Below are 14,383 nucleotides of genomic sequence, written 5' to 3' on the forward strand. Positions count from 1 at the left end.
TTTGTGGTACGGAGGACTGGTACAGGAGTTCGGGTACGATGATCTCTGCATTGGCTGCGGCGAAAGAATTTGGAAGACTGTCCGGTTGGGGGCTTTCCAACTTGGAGTTGCAGAAGCTCATTTACATCGCGCACATGATTTACTTGGGGCGGACAGGAAAACCACTCGTTTCGGGACCGTTCCAGGCTTGGGATTACGGCCCCGTCAACCCTACTTTGTACCATAGAGCGAAGGTGTTCGGTCGTGCGCCGGTCGAGGACATATTTGGTTCTCTTCCACCGCTTCCCGAAGGCGCTGAAAAGAGATTTATTCAGGAGGCTTATGAGTCTTTGGGCGCATTGGGTCCGAGCCAGTTGGTCAGTATCACGCATCGGACCGGCGGAGCTTGGGAAGCTAACTACCGGCCAGGTCGACGTTACAGCTTGATTTCGAACGAAGACATCCGGAAAGAGTACGAGAGCCTTGACGTCGACCAAGCTGCCTGAGCAAAGAAGTACGGATTTCAGCGCATTGGCTGAGCGCGCTGTCCCCGATAAGCGCGATCAACAGATTACCGAGCTGCAAGAGGAAATCGCTCAGTTAAGGGATGCGAGGCAAGAAGAACGATTTGCATTCACCGTTGGGCTAATTTTACTGCTTGATGTCTGCTTCTTTACAGTTATGCCGTCGTTTGGTGGGCCGATCGCATTACTAATTCTTGAACTGCTGATACTCATTCCCCTCGCTCGGCAGATGGGGGTCGACGAGATTGTGAAACTTTTGAATAGGGTCCTGGAGAGATTTGTCTCGAAAGGTAACTCAGAAGAGTAGTCCCGATAGAGTTGCGCACTCACCTTCTTGACAATTAACCGAATCCTCACTACCTCACGGCATCCCGCCATGGGAATCACCATCCGGTGACAGAGACGAGGCCCGAAAGCCGTCTTTCGGGCCTTCCGTTGTGAAAAAAGGTTCCGGTGCTACGGAACCGCAACAATGAAAAGGATAACGCGTGGCTCGTATTGCTGGCGTCAACATTCCGACGGGGAAACGTGTCCCCATCGCCCTGACCTATATCCACGGCATCGGCCCGGCCTATGCCAACCAGATCATCGAGGCGGTGGGCATCGACCCGACGCGCCGCGTCAATGAGCTCTCGGATGCCGAAGTTCTGCAGATCCGCGAATATATCGACGGCAATCTGACCGTCGAGGGCGATCTGCGCCGCGAGAACCAGATGAACATCAAGCGTCTGATGGATCTCGGCTCCTATCGCGGGCTGCGCCACCGCCGCGGCCTTCCGGTCCGCGGTCAGCGCACCCACACCAATGCCCGCACCCGCAAGGGCCCGGCGAAACCCATCGCCGGCAAGAAGAAGTAAGGAGGCAGGCATATGGCTCGTGATAAGACCCGCACCCGCCGCAAGGAGCGCAAGAACATCGCGGCTGGCGTCGCGCATGTGAACAGCTCGTTCAACAACACCAAGATCCTGATCTCCGACGTTCAGGGCAACGCGATTGCGTGGTCCTCGGCCGGCACGATGGGCTTCAAGGGTTCGCGCAAATCGACCCCTTACGCCGCCCAGATGGCCGCCGAAGACGCCGGCAAGAAGGCGCAGGAACATGGTGTGCGCACGCTGGAAGTCGAAGTGCAGGGCCCCGGCTCCGGCCGCGAATCGGCACTGCGCGCGCTCGCCGCGGTCGGCTTCAACATCACCGCGATCCGCGACGTGACCCCGATTGCGCATAACGGCGTTCGCCCGCCGAAGCGCCGTCGCGTCTGATCCGCACTGATCGTCCTGCCCGCGCCGCAGCGATGTGGCGCGGGCAGGGTATTTCGCATTTCACCTCGGGCGTTCCGATTGCTGGTCATGGGATCGGAACAGGTATGGAGGCAAACGCATGATCCACAAGAACTGGGCCGAGCTGATCAAGCCCTCGCAGCTTGACATCAAGACCGGCGCCGATGCGACGCGCACCGCCACGGTCACCGCCGAACCGCTGGAGCGGGGCTTCGGCCTGACGCTCGGCAACGCGCTGCGCCGCGTGCTGCTGTCCTCGCTTCAGGGCGCGGCCATCACGTCGGTGCAGATCGACAACGTGCTGCATGAATTCTCCTCCGTCGCCGGTGTGCGCGAGGATGTGACCGACATCGTGCTGAACCTGAAGGGCGTGACCCTGAAGATGGATGTCGAGGGCACCAAGCGTCTCACCCTGTCGGCCAAGGGGCCGGGCGAGGTCAAGGCCGGCGCCATCCAGGAGACCGCCGGTATCACCGTACTGAACCGCGATCACGTCATCTGCCATCTGGATGACGGGGCGGAGCTGAACATGGAGCTGACCGTCACCACTGGCAAGGGTTATGTCGCCGCCGACAAGAACCGCCCCGAGGATGCGCCCATCGGGCTGATCCCGATCGACGCGATCTTCTCGCCGGTCAAGCGTGTCAGCTATGAGGTGACGCCGACCCGCGAAGGTCAGGTGCTCGACTATGACAAGCTGACCATGAAGGTCGAGACCGACGGCTCGCTGACCCCGGAAGACGCCGTGGCCTTCGCCGCGCGCATCCTTCAGGACCAGCTGTCCGTGTTCGTCAACTTCGACGAACCCGAAGCGGCGCGTGCGCAGAGCGACGATGACGGTCTGGAATTCGATCCGCGCCTGCTCAAGAAGGTGGACGAGCTGGAATTGTCGGTGCGTTCGGCCAACTGCCTGAAGAACGACAACATCGTCTATATCGGCGACCTCATCCAGAAGACCGAGGCCGAGATGCTGCGCACGCCGAATTTCGGCCGCAAGTCGCTCAACGAGATCAAGGAAGTGCTCTCGGGCATGGGTCTCCATCTCGGCATGGATGTCGTGGACTGGCCGCCGGAGAATATCGAGGATCTGGCCAAGCGCTTCGACGACCAGTTCTGATCGGAAATACCGGGGGCGTCATACCGCCTGTGTACGTTCTGAGTACGCGCGGTGTACGCATGGTGCCCCCGGAAAAACGGGCAATTCCGCCCCAAGGAGAGCGTCCCGCACGCATGGGCCGCCAGACAAAGCAAAAGACGTTAACGGAGATATATCATGCGTCACGCCCGCGGCTATCGCCGCCTCAACCGCACCCACGAACACCGCAAGGCGCTGTTCGCCAACATGGCCGGCTCGCTGATCGAGCATGAGCAGATCAAGACCACCCTGCCCAAGGCCAAGGAACTGCGTCCGATCGTCGAGAAGCTGATCACGCTCGCCAAGCGCGGCGATCTGCACGCCCGCCGCCAGGCCGCCGCCCAGCTCAAGCAGGATGGCCATGTGGCCAAGCTGTTTGACGAACTCGGTGCCCGCTACAAGGACCGCCAGGGCGGCTATGTCCGCGTGCTGAAGGCGGGCTTCCGCTATGGCGACATGGCACCGATGGCGATTATCGAGCTGGTGGACCGCGATCCCAACGCCAAAGGCGCCGCCGATCGCGCGCGCATCGAGGCAGAGGACGACGCCGAGGACTGATTCGGCTTAAAGACATCTTGACGCCCCGCCGGTGACATGCCCGGCGGGGCGTTTTTCGTTTCGAATCGGTGGATCCGGTCGGATCACCTGTTGGAAACCTGCCCGGAATTGCCATGTTTTGTGGATATTACATCGAATATAGCGGCCGGGCTGGCGCATGACGCAAGATCTTGTGAGTATGCGCCTCAAACAAGCTTCCCTTGCTATCGGAAACACGCCATTGTTGTTTTGCGAGTACTCGAAATCATTTGTGTAATAAGCTGATATGTCTGCCAGAGCCGAAATTTCCGCACTGCTGAGCAAGTTAGGCCCTTTCGCGCCGAAAGGGTATTTCATCGGGCTGCATATCCGATTTGCAGCGCCGATCATGCAGTTTCAGACCTATGACGAGGCGTGGGCGGAGCATTATTCCGCGAAAGCCTATGCGCTGCGCGATCCGACGATTGCCTGGGGGTTCTCGACCAATGGCGCGATCCGCTGGTCGGCGATGCCGGTGCCGGATCCGTTCGACATTCTGGGCGACGCCGCGAAATTCGGCATGAAATACGGTGTCGCGCTGTCCGTCGGCCCGCTGAGTTCCCGCACCATCGCCGGGATGACGCGCGGCGACCGCGAATATAACGATTCAGAGATCGAGGAGATCTCTAAACTGATCCGCCAGCTCCACGAGATTACGGAGCCGCCGGAGAGCCTCACAAGGGCTCAGATCGAGGCCCTTCGATGTATCGCGGAGGGTGATCGCCATGCTGCAGCGGCTGCCAAGCTTGGTATCACGGAAAGCGCTTTCAAGGCCCGGCTCATCTCCGCGCGCGAACGACTGATGGCCCGGACCACTGCGGAGGCGCTGCAGAGAGCCAAGGAATACCGTCTGCTCTAGGCCATCGCCCGTCATCGCATACCCTGGGGCCGACCCCTCAATCCCAGGAGTTAGAACAATGCAGACGACGACGATTTCCTTCACGAACATGCACACGCACGGTGAATTATTTGCCAATATTCTGCGGGCCCGCCGGCAGAGCTTTATCGTGCAGAATAATTGGGACCTTCCCCAGGCGGAAGGGATGGAGTTTGACCAGTATGACACACCGGCGTCGCGTTGGGTGGCGGTTCACGAACGGGGCGAAGTTCTGGCGGGGATCCGCCTGACGCCCACCACCGCGCGTTGCGGCATCTATTCCTACATGATCCGGGACGCACAGCGCGGCATCCTCGGCGGCTCCATCCCGCAGAACCTGCTCTACGAGGATGCGCCGGTCGATGACCATGTCTGGGAATCCAGCCGTGTCTTCGTCAGCCACGCCGTGCCGATGGGGGTGCGCCGCAAGGTCCACGCCCAGCTCATCGACGGGCTGAACCAGTCGGCCCGCGAACTGGGCGCGACGCGGCATATCGGGCTCATCAACTCGAGCTGGCCGCGGTGGTACCGTCGCTGTGGCATGGAGGGGGAAGCGATGGGTCCGGTGCTGAACTTCGATGACGGCGCCTTCCAGGTGGTCGCCACGAATCTGGTCCAGAAACTGCACTGACCCTTTTGCTTCGATGGCGGGCGGCGTAGTCTCCGCCCGTCATGGCCGATCTTTTCGACAGCGCGGCGGGCGGCGACCCGGACGACCGGACCGAAAGATCGGTGCGGGCGGCGCCGCTTGCCGACCGTATCCGGCCGCGCTCGCTGGCGCAGGTCATTGGGCAGGGCAAGGTGCTGGACCGCGACGGCCCGCTCGGCGCGATGCTGGCAGCGGGCAGCCTGTCCTCGCTGATCCTGTGGGGCCCGCCGGGCGTGGGCAAGACCACCATCGCGCGCCTGCTGGCCGATGAGACCGAGCTGAAATTCGTCCAGATCAGCGCGATCTTTTCCGGCGTGCCGGAGCTGCGCAAGGTGTTCGAGGCGGCGAAGCTGCGCCGGCAGCAGGGCGGCGGCACGCTGCTGTTCGTGGATGAGATCCACCGCTTCAACAAGGCGCAGCAGGACAGTTTCCTGCCGCATATGGAGGACGGCACCATCCTTCTGGTCGGCGCCACCACCGAGAATCCCAGCTTCGAGCTGAATGCCGCATTGCTGTCGCGCGCCCAGGTGATCGTGCTGAAACGGCTGAGCCTGGCCGATCTGGAATTGCTGGCACAGCGCGCCGAGAAGGAGTTCGGTCGCGCGCTTCCTCTGACCGGCGCGGCGCGCGAGGCGCTCTTGGAGATGGCCGATGGCGATGGGCGCGCGGCGCTGAACCTGATCGAACAGGTGATGGCCTGGAAGCTGGACACGCCGCTCGACCCCGAGGCGCTGTCGGCGCGGCTGATGAAGCGGGCGGCAAAATACGACAAATCCGGCGACGAGCATTACAACCTGATCTCTGCCCTGCATAAATCGGTGCGCGGCTCCGACCCCGACGCCGCGCTCTACTGGCTGGCGCGGATGCTGGAAGGGGGCGAGGATCCGCGCTATCTCGCCCGCCGCATCACTCGCATGGCGGTCGAGGATATCGGACTGGCCGATCCGGCGGCACAGCGCCACTGCCTGGATGCCTGGGCGCTCTATGAACGTCTCGGCAGCCCGGAGGGCGAGCTGGCGCTCGGGCAGGCGGTGATCTATCTGGCGCTCGCCCCGAAATCCAATGCCGGTTACGTCGCCTATAAGGGCGCACGGGCCGAGGCGAAGAGAACCGGCAGCCTGATGCCGCCCGCCCATATCCTGAACGCACCGACCAGGCTGATGAAGGAGCAGGGCTATGGCAGCGGCTATGCCTATGACCACGACGCCGAGGACGGGTTCAGCGGCCAGAACTACTTTCCCGACGGCATGAAGCGCCCGGTGCTCTATAGCCCGGTCGAGCGCGGTTTCGAGCGCGAGCTGAAAAAGCGCCTCGACTGGTTCGTCGCGCAGCGCCTGAAGCGCGGGGGCTGAGCGCGGGCGATGTGTGGCATTCGCCGCTTTCTGGGACACTGGCACCTGACGCGAGAGATCTCCGGCGGCGGGCGGTTCGACGGCGTGGCGGTGATCGCGCCGGACGGGGCGGGTGGGGCCGTCTATGACGAGGAAGGCGTGCTGTCGCTGCCCGGTCAGCCGCCTTTTCAGGCCACACGGCGCTATCTCTGGCGGCAGGAGGGGGACGGGATCGCGGTATGCTTCGCGGATGGCCGGTTCTTTCACCGCTTCGATCCGGCGATGCCTGCCCCGCAGGCGCGTCATCTCTGCCCGCCGGATCTCTATGACGTGACCTATGATTTCACGGACTGGCCACGATGGTCCGCTCTCTGGCGGGTCGAGGGGCCGCGCAAATCCTACGTCATGCGCTCGGACTACGTCGCGGCCGCGTTGACAGCGCCGGGGCAAGACGCCATGGCTCTGCCATGAACACTTTTCTGCAAGTAGCCATCGGCGGGGCGATCGGCGCGACGGGCCGCTACGCGGTCGGCGTCGCGGCGATGCGCGGCTTCGGGCCGGGCTTCCCGGCCGGCACGCTGATCGTCAACATCGCCGGATCCTTCCTGATGGGGCTTCTGGTCGTCGGGCTGGCGCAGCGCGGCGGCAACCAGTTCGCGCCGCTGTTGCTGACCGGGATGCTGGGTGGCTTCACCACGTTTTCGGCGTTTTCGCTGGACGCGATCAGCCTGTGGGAGCGCGGTCAGGTCGGAACGGCCAGTGTCTATGTGATCGCCTCCGTGCTGCTGTCGCTGCTGGCGGTGGGCGTGGGGCTGGCGCTTGGCCGGGGGATCTGGGCATGAGCGGGGTGCAGATGATCCGGGTCAGCGGTGATGAGGGCGATCAGCGGCTGGATCGCTGGCTAAAGAAGCGCTTTCCGCAGCTCACCCAGGGCGCGGTCGAGAAGATGTGCCGCAAGGGCGAATTGCGCGTCGATGGCGGGCGGGTGAAGGCCAATACCCGTATCGAGACGGGGCAGGAGGTGCGGGTGCCGCCGCTGCCCGATGCGCCCGCACCAAAGGCAGAGGCGCCGCGCATCCCCGACAGCGATGTGCAGATGATCCAGGCGGCGGTGATCTGGAAGGATCAGCACATCATCGCCATCAACAAGCCGCCGGGCCTGCCCTCGCAGGGTGGCTCGGGGCAGGGCAACCGCCATGTGGACGGGCTGACCGAGGCGTTGAAATTCGGCTACAAGGACCGGCCGAAGCTGGTGCACCGGCTGGACAAGGACACGTCGGGCGTGCTGCTTCTGGCGCGCACCGACCGCGTGGCGCGGGGCCTGTCCGAGGCGTTCCGCGCCAAGACCACGCGCAAGATCTACTGGGCGGCGGTGGCGGGCGTGCCCAGCCCGCGCATGGGCACGGTGCGCTACGGGCTGGTCAAGGCCGGCGGGCATGGCCGCGGCGGCGAGGGCGAGAAGATGATCGCCGTCCATCCCCGCGACATCGCCTCGACCGAGGGCGCCAAGCGCGCCACCACCGATTACGCCGTGCTGGACAATCTCGCGCAGCGGGTGAGCTGGTGCGCGCTCGTCCCCATCACCGGGCGCACCCATCAGCTCCGCGCCCATATGGCCGAGCTGGGCCACCCGATCGTGGGCGACGGAAAATATGGCGGCTCGGGACAGGAAAATCTGGGCGATGGCTGGGGCGCGCAGCTTGGCGGAGAGATCAGCCGCAAGCTGCATCTTCACGCCCGCAGCATCTCCTTCACCCATCCCGTGACCCTCGAGCAGATCAGCCTGACCGCGCCCTTGCCCGACCATATGCGGCGCACCTGGAAAACCCTTGGCTGGCATGAAAGCGAGGTGCCGGCCGACCCGTTCGAGGAGATGCCATGAAGCTGGTTGTGTTCGATGTCGATGGCACGCTTATCGATTCCGAGGCGCTGATCGTCGGCGCGATGGAGATGGCGTTCGAGGGCGTCGGCATGTCGCCGCTCGACCGGACGCAGGTCTTGTCCATCGTCGGGCTGTCGCTTCCGGTCGCAGTCGGGCGGCTGGCGCCGGAGGCCCCGCTGACGCAGCAGGACGCCATCGTCGAGGGCTATCGCAACGCCTTCCTGTCACGCCGCATCGACTCCGAGGCGCCGCTTTATGAGGGCGCGCGGGACTGTCTCGACGCGCTGGCGGCGCGGGACGATCTGGTGCTGGGGGTGGCGACGGGAAAGTCGCGGCGCGGGCTGGACGCGATGCTGGATCATCACGGGCTGCGCGGCCATTTCGTGACGTTGCAGACCGCCGATCAGCACCCCTCGAAGCCGCACCCGGACATGTTGCTGAGCGCCTGTCGCGAGGCTGGGCTGGCGCCCGGAGATGCGCTGATGATCGGCGATACCGAGTTCGACATGGAGATGGCCGATGCGGCCGGCTGCGACGCGATTGCGGTGAGTTGGGGCTATCACGCGCCCGACGCGTTGCGCGCCTTGGGCAAACCGCTGGCCGGGGACTACGCCGAACTGCGCCGCATGATCGAGGACTGGGCGGCATGAGCGAATGGGCAGCACGGCGGTTCTGGACCGAGGCCGCATCCGAACCGGCCGAGGGCGGGTATCGGGTCACGCTGGACGGCAAGCCGGTGATGACGCCGGGCAAGAAGCCGATGATCCTGCCCACCGCCGCGCTTGCCGATGCGGTGGCGGCGGAATGGGACGCGCAGCAGGGCGTGATCCGGCCCGAGACCATGCCGCTGACCCGCGCCGCCAATTCCGCCATCGAGAAGGTGGCGCCGCAATTCGACGCGGTGGCGGATATGCTGGCAGATTATGGCGGCACCGACCTGCTCAGCTATCGCGCGACGGAGCCGGAGGCACTGATCGCGCGGCAGGAAGAGGGCTGGGATCCGCTGCTCGACTGGGCGGCGGATCGGCTGGGTGCGCGGCTGGCGGTGACGCAGGGGGTGATGCCGGTGGCGCAGGACACGGCAGCGCTTGCCCGGCTGCGCGCGCGGATCGGCGGGCTGGATGCGTTCCGGCTGACCGCGCTGCATGATCTGGTGACGCTGCCCGGATCGCTGATCCTGGGCCTCGCGGTTCTGGAAGGGCGGCTGAGCGCCGATGACGCGCATGCGCTCTCGCGCATCGACGAAACTTATCAGGCCGAGATCTGGGGCCAGGACGACGAGGCCGACTCCGCCGCGGCGAACCGGCTGGCGGCGATGCGCAATGCCGAAAAACTGCTTGGCTTGTTGTCAGCCTGAGCTGATGGCCGCACGCCGCGCTTGACGGGTGGGGTTCGATCGGCACAATACCGCCTATCGGGTACATGAAGGCCCGGCGACAATGCAGGGCGGAAAGAGCCGCCACAACGGGAAGGGAAACCAATGACAAGATCCGTCTTTATCGGCGCGACCGCGGCCGCCGCCATGCTGGCCGGCGCCGGATACGCGGCCGAGGGCGACACGCTTGCGGATGTGACAGGCCGCGACCAGCTGATCTGCGGGGTGAATGCCGGGCTGGTGGGCTTCGCCTCGCCCGACGCGAATGGCAACTGGACCGGCTTCGACATCGCCGTCTGCAAGGCCATCGCCGCCGCCGTCCTGTCTGACCCCGCCAAGGTGAAATACGTCCCCACCACCGGGCAGACCCGCTTCACCGCGCTCGCCTCGGGCGAGGTGGACGTGCTGGCGCGCAACTCGACCTGGACGTTCTCGCGCGATACCGACCTGACGCTCGATTTCGCCGGCATCAACTATTATGACGGCCAGGGCTTCATGGTGCCGCGATCGCTGGGCGTGTCCTCCGCCAAGGAGCTGGACGGCGCCACGATCTGCGTGCAGACCGGCACCACGACCGAGCTGAACCTGGCGGATTACTTCAACGCCAACAACATGTCCTACCAGCCGGTCAATATCGACAGCAACGCCGAGGGCGAGCAGCAATACATGGCCGGGGCCTGCGATGCCTATACCACCGACGCCTCGGGCCTGGCCGCGACGCGCGCCGCCTTCGCCAGCCCGTCCGACCACATCATCCTGCCCGAGATCATCTCGAAGGAGCCGCTGGGTCCGGTCGTGCGCCACGGCGACAACAACTGGGGCGACATCGTCCGCTGGACGCTCTACGCGCTGATCGCGGCCGAGGAGTACGGTGTGACCTCGGCCAATATCGAAGAGCTGGCCTCGAACTCGGAAAACCCCGAAGTGCAGCGTCTGCTGGGCACCACCGGCGATCTGGGCGCGATGATCGGGCTTGACGCGGAATGGGCCAAGCGCGCCATCAAGGCGGGCGGCAACTATGGCGAGATCTTCGCCAAGACCATCGGCGAGGAAACCCCGATCGGCCTGGCCCGCGGTCTGAACGCGCAGTGGACCCAGGGCGGTCTGATGTACGCCATGCCGTTCCGCTGATCGGCACGCCAAGACAACGGGGCGCGCGGGCGCAGAATACCGCGCGCCCCCGGATTTCCGGGACCAACATGACGGGGTCAACCCGCACCGGACCACAGGGGGAATTGGATGACTGACCGCGCACCGGCTGGCCCTGCCTCGCCGCCGTTCCGGCCGAGCATGCTGATCTATGACCGGCGCTACCGGTCGATGACCTTCCAGGTGATCGTCTTCATCATCGTGATGTCGCTGGTGTGGTGGCTGATCGGAAACACCATCACCAATCTGGAGAATCTGGGCAAGGACATCGATTTCCGGTTCCTGTTCAGCCGCGCGGGTTACGACATCCCGCAACAGCTCATCCCCTATGACAACGATGACAGCCATCTGCGCGCGGCGGTGATCGGGCTGCTCAACACGCTGTTCGTGTCCTTCCTGGGCTGCATCGCCGCGACCTTCCTGGGTGTGGCGGTGGGCGTGCTGCGGCTGTCGAACAACTGGCTGTTCGCGCGGCTGATGACCATCTATGTCGAGATCTTCCGCAACATCCCGCTGCTGCTGTGGATCCTCATCATCTTCGCGATCTTCACCGAGATCTCGCCCGCGCCCCGCGCCTATCGCGGCGAGGATGCGCAGAACCTGTTCCTTGGGCTGATCGCGCCGACCAACCGCTATACCTCCATCCCCGGCATCGTGGCCGAGCATTCGCCGGGCGTGCTGCAGATCGGCCGGATCGCGATTCCGTGGTTGGCGATCCTGTTCCTGGGGCTCCTGGCGCTGGCGGTGGTGCTGCGCCGCTGGATCAATGCCCGTGCGCAACGGGTGCAGAACCGCACCGGACGCCGGCCCACGACCTGGTGGATCAACCTGGCGCTGTTCGTGGTGCCGCCGGTCGCGATCTGGCTGATCTTCGGGCTGCGCCTGACCGTGCCAGAGCTGACCGGGTTCAACTTCTCGGGCGGGATCAACGTGGACAACTCGCTGGTGGCGCTGTGGCTGGCGCTGACGCTTTATACCGGGGCCTTCATCGCCGAGATCGTCCGCGCCGGCATCCTCGCGGTCAGCAAGGGCCAGTCCGAGGCCTCCTTCGCGCTTGGCCTGCGGCCGAACCGCACGATGAATCTGGTGATCCTGCCGCAGGCGCTGCGGGTCATCGTGCCGCCGCTGATCTCGCAATATCTGAACCTGACCAAGAACAGCTCGCTGGCGATCGCGGTGGGCTATATGGACCTGCGCGGCACGCTGGGCGGGACCACGGTCAACCAGACCGGGCGCGAGCTGGAGGGGATCCTGCTGATGATGCTGGTCTATCTGGCGGTCAGCCTGATGATCTCTGGCGTGATGAACATCTATAACAGCCGCGTCAAGCTGAAGGAGCGGTGAGATGAGCGAGATGCACGCCGAATCCGTCGCCTATGTCCGCGACACGATGCTGCCCCCGGCCGCGCCCCCGAACCAGCAGCTCGGCGCGCTGCGCTGGCTCCGGGTGAACCTGTTCTCGGGCTGGTTCAACACGGTGCTGACCCTGCTGGGGCTGGGGATCATCTGGTTCCTGTTCGATCATTTCTGGCCCTGGCTGTCGCATTCGGTCTGGAAGGCCGACAGCGTGCAGGAATGCCGCGAGATCATCGCCGCCCGCTATGGCGAGGGCGCGACAGGCGGCTGTTTCGGGGTGATCCGGGAACGCTGGCATCAATATCTGTTCGGCTTCTATCCCCGCGCGGAATACTGGCGCCCGCTGATGACTCTGGGGCTTCTCTTCATTGCCATCACGCCTGTGCTGTTCTCGGTCAACCCGGCGATCCGTCGCTGGGTGCTGGCCGTAACCGGGCTGATTACCCTGCTGCTGATGGGTGTGGCCGAGGTGCCGGACTGGGCGGTCCTGCTGATGTGGGCGCTGATCGGCACGGCGTTGCTGCTTGGCGAATACGCCCCGCAGCGCCTGCTGATCTTCACGCTGTTCTATCCGGTCGTGGGCGTCTGGTTCCTGTGGGGCGGATCGCTGTGGTTCCCTCTGATGCTGCTGGCCGGGTTCGGCGTCGGCTATCTGGCCACACGGCTGGTGCCGCCGCGCCATGCCGGGCTGGCCCTGCCGGCCGGGATCGCGGCGGCGCTGATCTGGTGGCTTTTCCTGGCCGGGCCGGTGGCGGGTCTGCTGGGCGATCTGGCGCCTGCGCGGCTGCGGGTGATCGATTCCAACGAATTCGGCGGCTTCCTGCTGGCGATGGTGATCGGCGTGTCGGGCATTGCCATGTCGCTGCCGCTCGGCATCGTGCTGGCGCTCGCCCGGCGTTCCGACATGTTCCTGATCCATGTCTTCGCGGTGATCTTCATCGAGTTCATCCGCGGCGTGCCGCTGATCACGCTGCTGTTCGTGGCCTCGCTGCTGCTGAACTACTTCCTGCCGCCGGGGACGAATTTCGACATCATCCTGCGGGTCATCATCATGGTGACGATCTTCGCCGCCGCCTATATGGCCGAGGTGATCCGGGGCGGGCTGGCCGCGCTGCCGCGCGGCCAGTTCGAGGCGGCCGATGCGCTTGGCCTGAATTACTGGCAGGCACAAAGGCTGATCGTGCTGCCGCAGGCGCTGAAGATCTCCATCCCCGGCATCGTCGGCACCTTCATCGGCATGTTCAAGGACACCACGCTGGTGGGGCTGATCGGGCTGTTCGATCCGCTCAAGGGGATCTCGGATTTCGTCCGCTCCAATTTCGCCTGGAAGGGGATCTACTGGGAGCCGTTCATCTTTGTCGGCGCCATCTTCTTCGTCATCTGTTTCTCCATGTCGCGCTATTCGATGTATCTCGAACGCCGGCTGAGCCGCGAACATCGCTGAGGGGGCCATCATGTCCGACCTGACCGCAAGCTACGCCACCGACACCCCGCATCTGCCCGGCATGAGCGACGAGATCGCCATCGAGATCCGGGACATGAACAAGTGGTACGGGGATTTCCACGTGCTGCGCGACATCGACCTGACCGTGCGGCGGGGCGAGCGCATCGTGATCGCCGGCCCGTCGGGCTCGGGCAAATCCACCCTGATCCGCTGCATCAACCGGCTGGAGGAGCATCAGGCCGGCCAGATCGTCGTGGACGGGATCGAGCTGACCTCCGACATCAAGAATATCGACAAGGTGCGCTCCGAAGTCGGCATGGTGTTCCAGCATTTCAACCTGTTTCCGCATCTGACCGTGCTGGAGAACTGCACGCTGGCGCCGATCTGGGTGCGCAAGGTGCCCAAGCGCCAGGCCGAGGACACCGCGATGCAATATCTGGAGAAGGTGCGCATCCCCGAACAGGCCAATAAATATCCCGGCCAGCTTTCCGGCGGGCAGCAGCAGCGCGTGGCGATCGCCCGCTCGCTCTGCATGGAGCCCAAGATCATGCTGTTCGACGAGCCGACCTCGGCGCTCGATCCCGAGATGATCAAGGAGGTGCTGGATACGATGATCGAGCTGGCCGAGACCGGGATGACCATGCTCTGCGTGACCCATGAGATGGGGTTTGCGCAGGCCGTGGCCGACCGGGTGATCTTCATGGATCAGGGCCAAATCGTCGAACAGAACAGCCCGCAGGAATTTTTCAACAATCCCAAATCGGACCGGACCAAGCTGTTCCTGAGCCAGATTCTCGGGCACTGAGCGCGCGGAACAAATGTCCTGACA

Annotated in this window: 18 protein-coding genes; all 18 read left to right on the forward strand. The window is 64.3% G+C overall.

The annotated features are described in order from the left end of the window. The first annotated feature begins 38 nt into the window (after nucleotides 1-38). The 18 genes from BLT73_RS03740 to BLT73_RS03825 all read left to right on the forward strand — a co-directional run bounded on the left by BLT73_RS03740 (nucleotide 39) and on the right by BLT73_RS03825 (nucleotide 14,359). Entirely contained in the window at nucleotides 39-485 is a 447-nt protein-coding gene (locus tag BLT73_RS03740; protein ID WP_090521055.1) for a Panacea domain-containing protein, read from the forward strand. Next, nucleotides 463-810, forward strand: coding sequence for a hypothetical protein (locus tag BLT73_RS03745; RefSeq protein ID WP_143025618.1), 348 nt, complete (start codon nucleotides 463-465; stop codon nucleotides 808-810). The genes BLT73_RS03740 and BLT73_RS03745 overlap by 23 nt, the downstream gene beginning before the upstream one ends. A gap of 181 nt (nucleotides 811-991) precedes the next feature. Then, complete coding sequence (rpsM, locus tag BLT73_RS03750) at nucleotides 992-1,360, forward strand: 30S ribosomal protein S13 (protein ID WP_090521058.1); 369 nt, start codon at nucleotides 992-994, stop codon at nucleotides 1,358-1,360. A gap of 12 nt (nucleotides 1,361-1,372) precedes the next feature. After that, the gene (gene rpsK, locus BLT73_RS03755; RefSeq protein ID WP_090521060.1) at nucleotides 1,373-1,762 is read left to right on the forward strand and encodes a 30S ribosomal protein S11; all 390 of its coding nucleotides are present in this window, start codon (nucleotides 1,373-1,375) and stop codon (nucleotides 1,760-1,762) included. Between the two features lie 118 nt (nucleotides 1,763-1,880). After that, on the forward strand, nucleotides 1,881-2,897 hold the full coding sequence (locus BLT73_RS03760; RefSeq protein ID WP_090521063.1) for a DNA-directed RNA polymerase subunit alpha: 1,017 nt from the start codon (nucleotides 1,881-1,883) through the stop codon (nucleotides 2,895-2,897). 156 nt (nucleotides 2,898-3,053) lie between these two features. Beyond that, entirely contained in the window at nucleotides 3,054-3,473 is a 420-nt protein-coding gene (gene rplQ, locus BLT73_RS03765; RefSeq protein ID WP_090521064.1) for a 50S ribosomal protein L17, read from the forward strand. Nucleotides 3,474-3,738: 265 nt separating this feature from the next. Then, nucleotides 3,739-4,350, forward strand: coding sequence for an autoinducer binding domain-containing protein (locus BLT73_RS03770; RefSeq protein ID WP_090521067.1), 612 nt, complete (start codon nucleotides 3,739-3,741; stop codon nucleotides 4,348-4,350). Between the two features lie 58 nt (nucleotides 4,351-4,408). Next, entirely contained in the window at nucleotides 4,409-4,999 is a 591-nt protein-coding gene (locus BLT73_RS03775) for an acyl-homoserine-lactone synthase (protein WP_090521069.1), read from the forward strand. A 41-nt stretch (nucleotides 5,000-5,040) separates the two neighbouring features. Next, nucleotides 5,041-6,369 (forward strand): replication-associated recombination protein A, encoded by a 1,329-nt coding sequence (locus BLT73_RS03780; RefSeq protein WP_090521071.1) that lies wholly within the window; start codon nucleotides 5,041-5,043, stop codon nucleotides 6,367-6,369. Nucleotides 6,370-6,378: 9 nt separating this feature from the next. Next, nucleotides 6,379-6,819 carry a DUF6314 family protein gene (locus tag BLT73_RS03785; protein WP_090521074.1) on the forward strand — a complete coding sequence of 147 codons (441 nt, stop codon included), beginning with the start codon at nucleotides 6,379-6,381 and terminating at the stop codon, nucleotides 6,817-6,819. Then, nucleotides 6,816-7,190, forward strand: coding sequence for a fluoride efflux transporter CrcB (crcB, locus tag BLT73_RS03790; RefSeq protein WP_090521076.1), 375 nt, complete (start codon nucleotides 6,816-6,818; stop codon nucleotides 7,188-7,190). Before BLT73_RS03785 ends, crcB begins: the two co-directional genes overlap by 4 nt. Next, nucleotides 7,187-8,230: an RluA family pseudouridine synthase gene (locus BLT73_RS03795; RefSeq protein ID WP_090521078.1), complete on the forward strand. Its 1,044-nt coding sequence runs from the start codon at nucleotides 7,187-7,189 to the stop codon at nucleotides 8,228-8,230. The genes crcB and BLT73_RS03795 overlap by 4 nt, the downstream gene beginning before the upstream one ends. Further along, nucleotides 8,227-8,880: an HAD-IA family hydrolase gene (locus BLT73_RS03800; protein ID WP_090521080.1), complete on the forward strand. Its 654-nt coding sequence runs from the start codon at nucleotides 8,227-8,229 to the stop codon at nucleotides 8,878-8,880. The genes BLT73_RS03795 and BLT73_RS03800 overlap by 4 nt, the downstream gene beginning before the upstream one ends. After that, complete coding sequence (locus BLT73_RS03805) at nucleotides 8,877-9,587, forward strand: ATP12 family chaperone protein (RefSeq protein WP_090521082.1); 711 nt, start codon at nucleotides 8,877-8,879, stop codon at nucleotides 9,585-9,587. The genes BLT73_RS03800 and BLT73_RS03805 overlap by 4 nt, the downstream gene beginning before the upstream one ends. Nucleotides 9,588-9,710: 123 nt before the next feature. Then, entirely contained in the window at nucleotides 9,711-10,736 is a 1,026-nt protein-coding gene (locus BLT73_RS03810; RefSeq protein ID WP_090521084.1) for an amino acid ABC transporter substrate-binding protein, read from the forward strand. A gap of 108 nt (nucleotides 10,737-10,844) precedes the next feature. Further along, on the forward strand, nucleotides 10,845-12,098 hold the full coding sequence (locus BLT73_RS03815; RefSeq protein WP_245727050.1) for an amino acid ABC transporter permease: 1,254 nt from the start codon (nucleotides 10,845-10,847) through the stop codon (nucleotides 12,096-12,098). A 1-nt stretch (nucleotide 12,099) separates the two neighbouring features. Further along, entirely contained in the window at nucleotides 12,100-13,554 is a 1,455-nt protein-coding gene (locus tag BLT73_RS03820; RefSeq protein WP_090521087.1) for an amino acid ABC transporter permease, read from the forward strand. Between the two features lie 61 nt (nucleotides 13,555-13,615). Further along, on the forward strand, nucleotides 13,616-14,359 hold the full coding sequence (locus tag BLT73_RS03825) for an amino acid ABC transporter ATP-binding protein (protein WP_176804960.1): 744 nt from the start codon (nucleotides 13,616-13,618) through the stop codon (nucleotides 14,357-14,359). Nucleotides 14,360-14,383 lie beyond the last annotated feature (24 nt).

The organism is Paracoccus isoporae (genome assembly GCF_900101865.1).
GTDB classification, from domain to species: domain Bacteria; phylum Pseudomonadota; class Alphaproteobacteria; order Rhodobacterales; family Rhodobacteraceae; genus Paracoccus; species Paracoccus isoporae.

Excerpts from the sequence above, each read along its gene's own strand:
- BLT73_RS03740 (WP_090521055.1), top strand. The coding sequence starts at position 39 with ATGATCTCTGCATTGGCTGCGGCGAAAGAATTTGGAAGACTGTCCGGT.
- rpsK (WP_090521060.1), top strand. The coding sequence starts at position 1,373 with ATGGCTCGTGATAAGACCCGCACCCGCCGCAAGGAGCGCAAGAACATC.
- BLT73_RS03760 (WP_090521063.1), top strand. The coding sequence starts at position 1,881 with ATGATCCACAAGAACTGGGCCGAGCTGATCAAGCCCTCGCAGCTTGAC.
- rplQ (WP_090521064.1), top strand. The coding sequence starts at position 3,054 with ATGCGTCACGCCCGCGGCTATCGCCGCCTCAACCGCACCCACGAACAC.
- BLT73_RS03770 (WP_090521067.1), top strand. The coding sequence starts at position 3,739 with ATGTCTGCCAGAGCCGAAATTTCCGCACTGCTGAGCAAGTTAGGCCCT.
- BLT73_RS03775 (WP_090521069.1), top strand. The coding sequence starts at position 4,409 with ATGCAGACGACGACGATTTCCTTCACGAACATGCACACGCACGGTGAA.
- BLT73_RS03780 (WP_090521071.1), top strand. The coding sequence starts at position 5,041 with ATGGCCGATCTTTTCGACAGCGCGGCGGGCGGCGACCCGGACGACCGG.
- BLT73_RS03785 (WP_090521074.1), top strand. The coding sequence starts at position 6,379 with ATGTGTGGCATTCGCCGCTTTCTGGGACACTGGCACCTGACGCGAGAG.
- crcB (WP_090521076.1), top strand. The coding sequence starts at position 6,816 with ATGAACACTTTTCTGCAAGTAGCCATCGGCGGGGCGATCGGCGCGACG.
- BLT73_RS03795 (WP_090521078.1), top strand. The coding sequence starts at position 7,187 with ATGAGCGGGGTGCAGATGATCCGGGTCAGCGGTGATGAGGGCGATCAG.
- BLT73_RS03800 (WP_090521080.1), top strand. The coding sequence starts at position 8,227 with ATGAAGCTGGTTGTGTTCGATGTCGATGGCACGCTTATCGATTCCGAG.
- BLT73_RS03805 (WP_090521082.1), top strand. The coding sequence starts at position 8,877 with ATGAGCGAATGGGCAGCACGGCGGTTCTGGACCGAGGCCGCATCCGAA.
- BLT73_RS03810 (WP_090521084.1), top strand. The coding sequence starts at position 9,711 with ATGACAAGATCCGTCTTTATCGGCGCGACCGCGGCCGCCGCCATGCTG.
- BLT73_RS03815 (WP_245727050.1), top strand. The coding sequence starts at position 10,845 with ATGACTGACCGCGCACCGGCTGGCCCTGCCTCGCCGCCGTTCCGGCCG.
- BLT73_RS03820 (WP_090521087.1), top strand. The coding sequence starts at position 12,100 with ATGAGCGAGATGCACGCCGAATCCGTCGCCTATGTCCGCGACACGATG.
- BLT73_RS03825 (WP_176804960.1), top strand. The coding sequence starts at position 13,616 with ATGAGCGACGAGATCGCCATCGAGATCCGGGACATGAACAAGTGGTAC.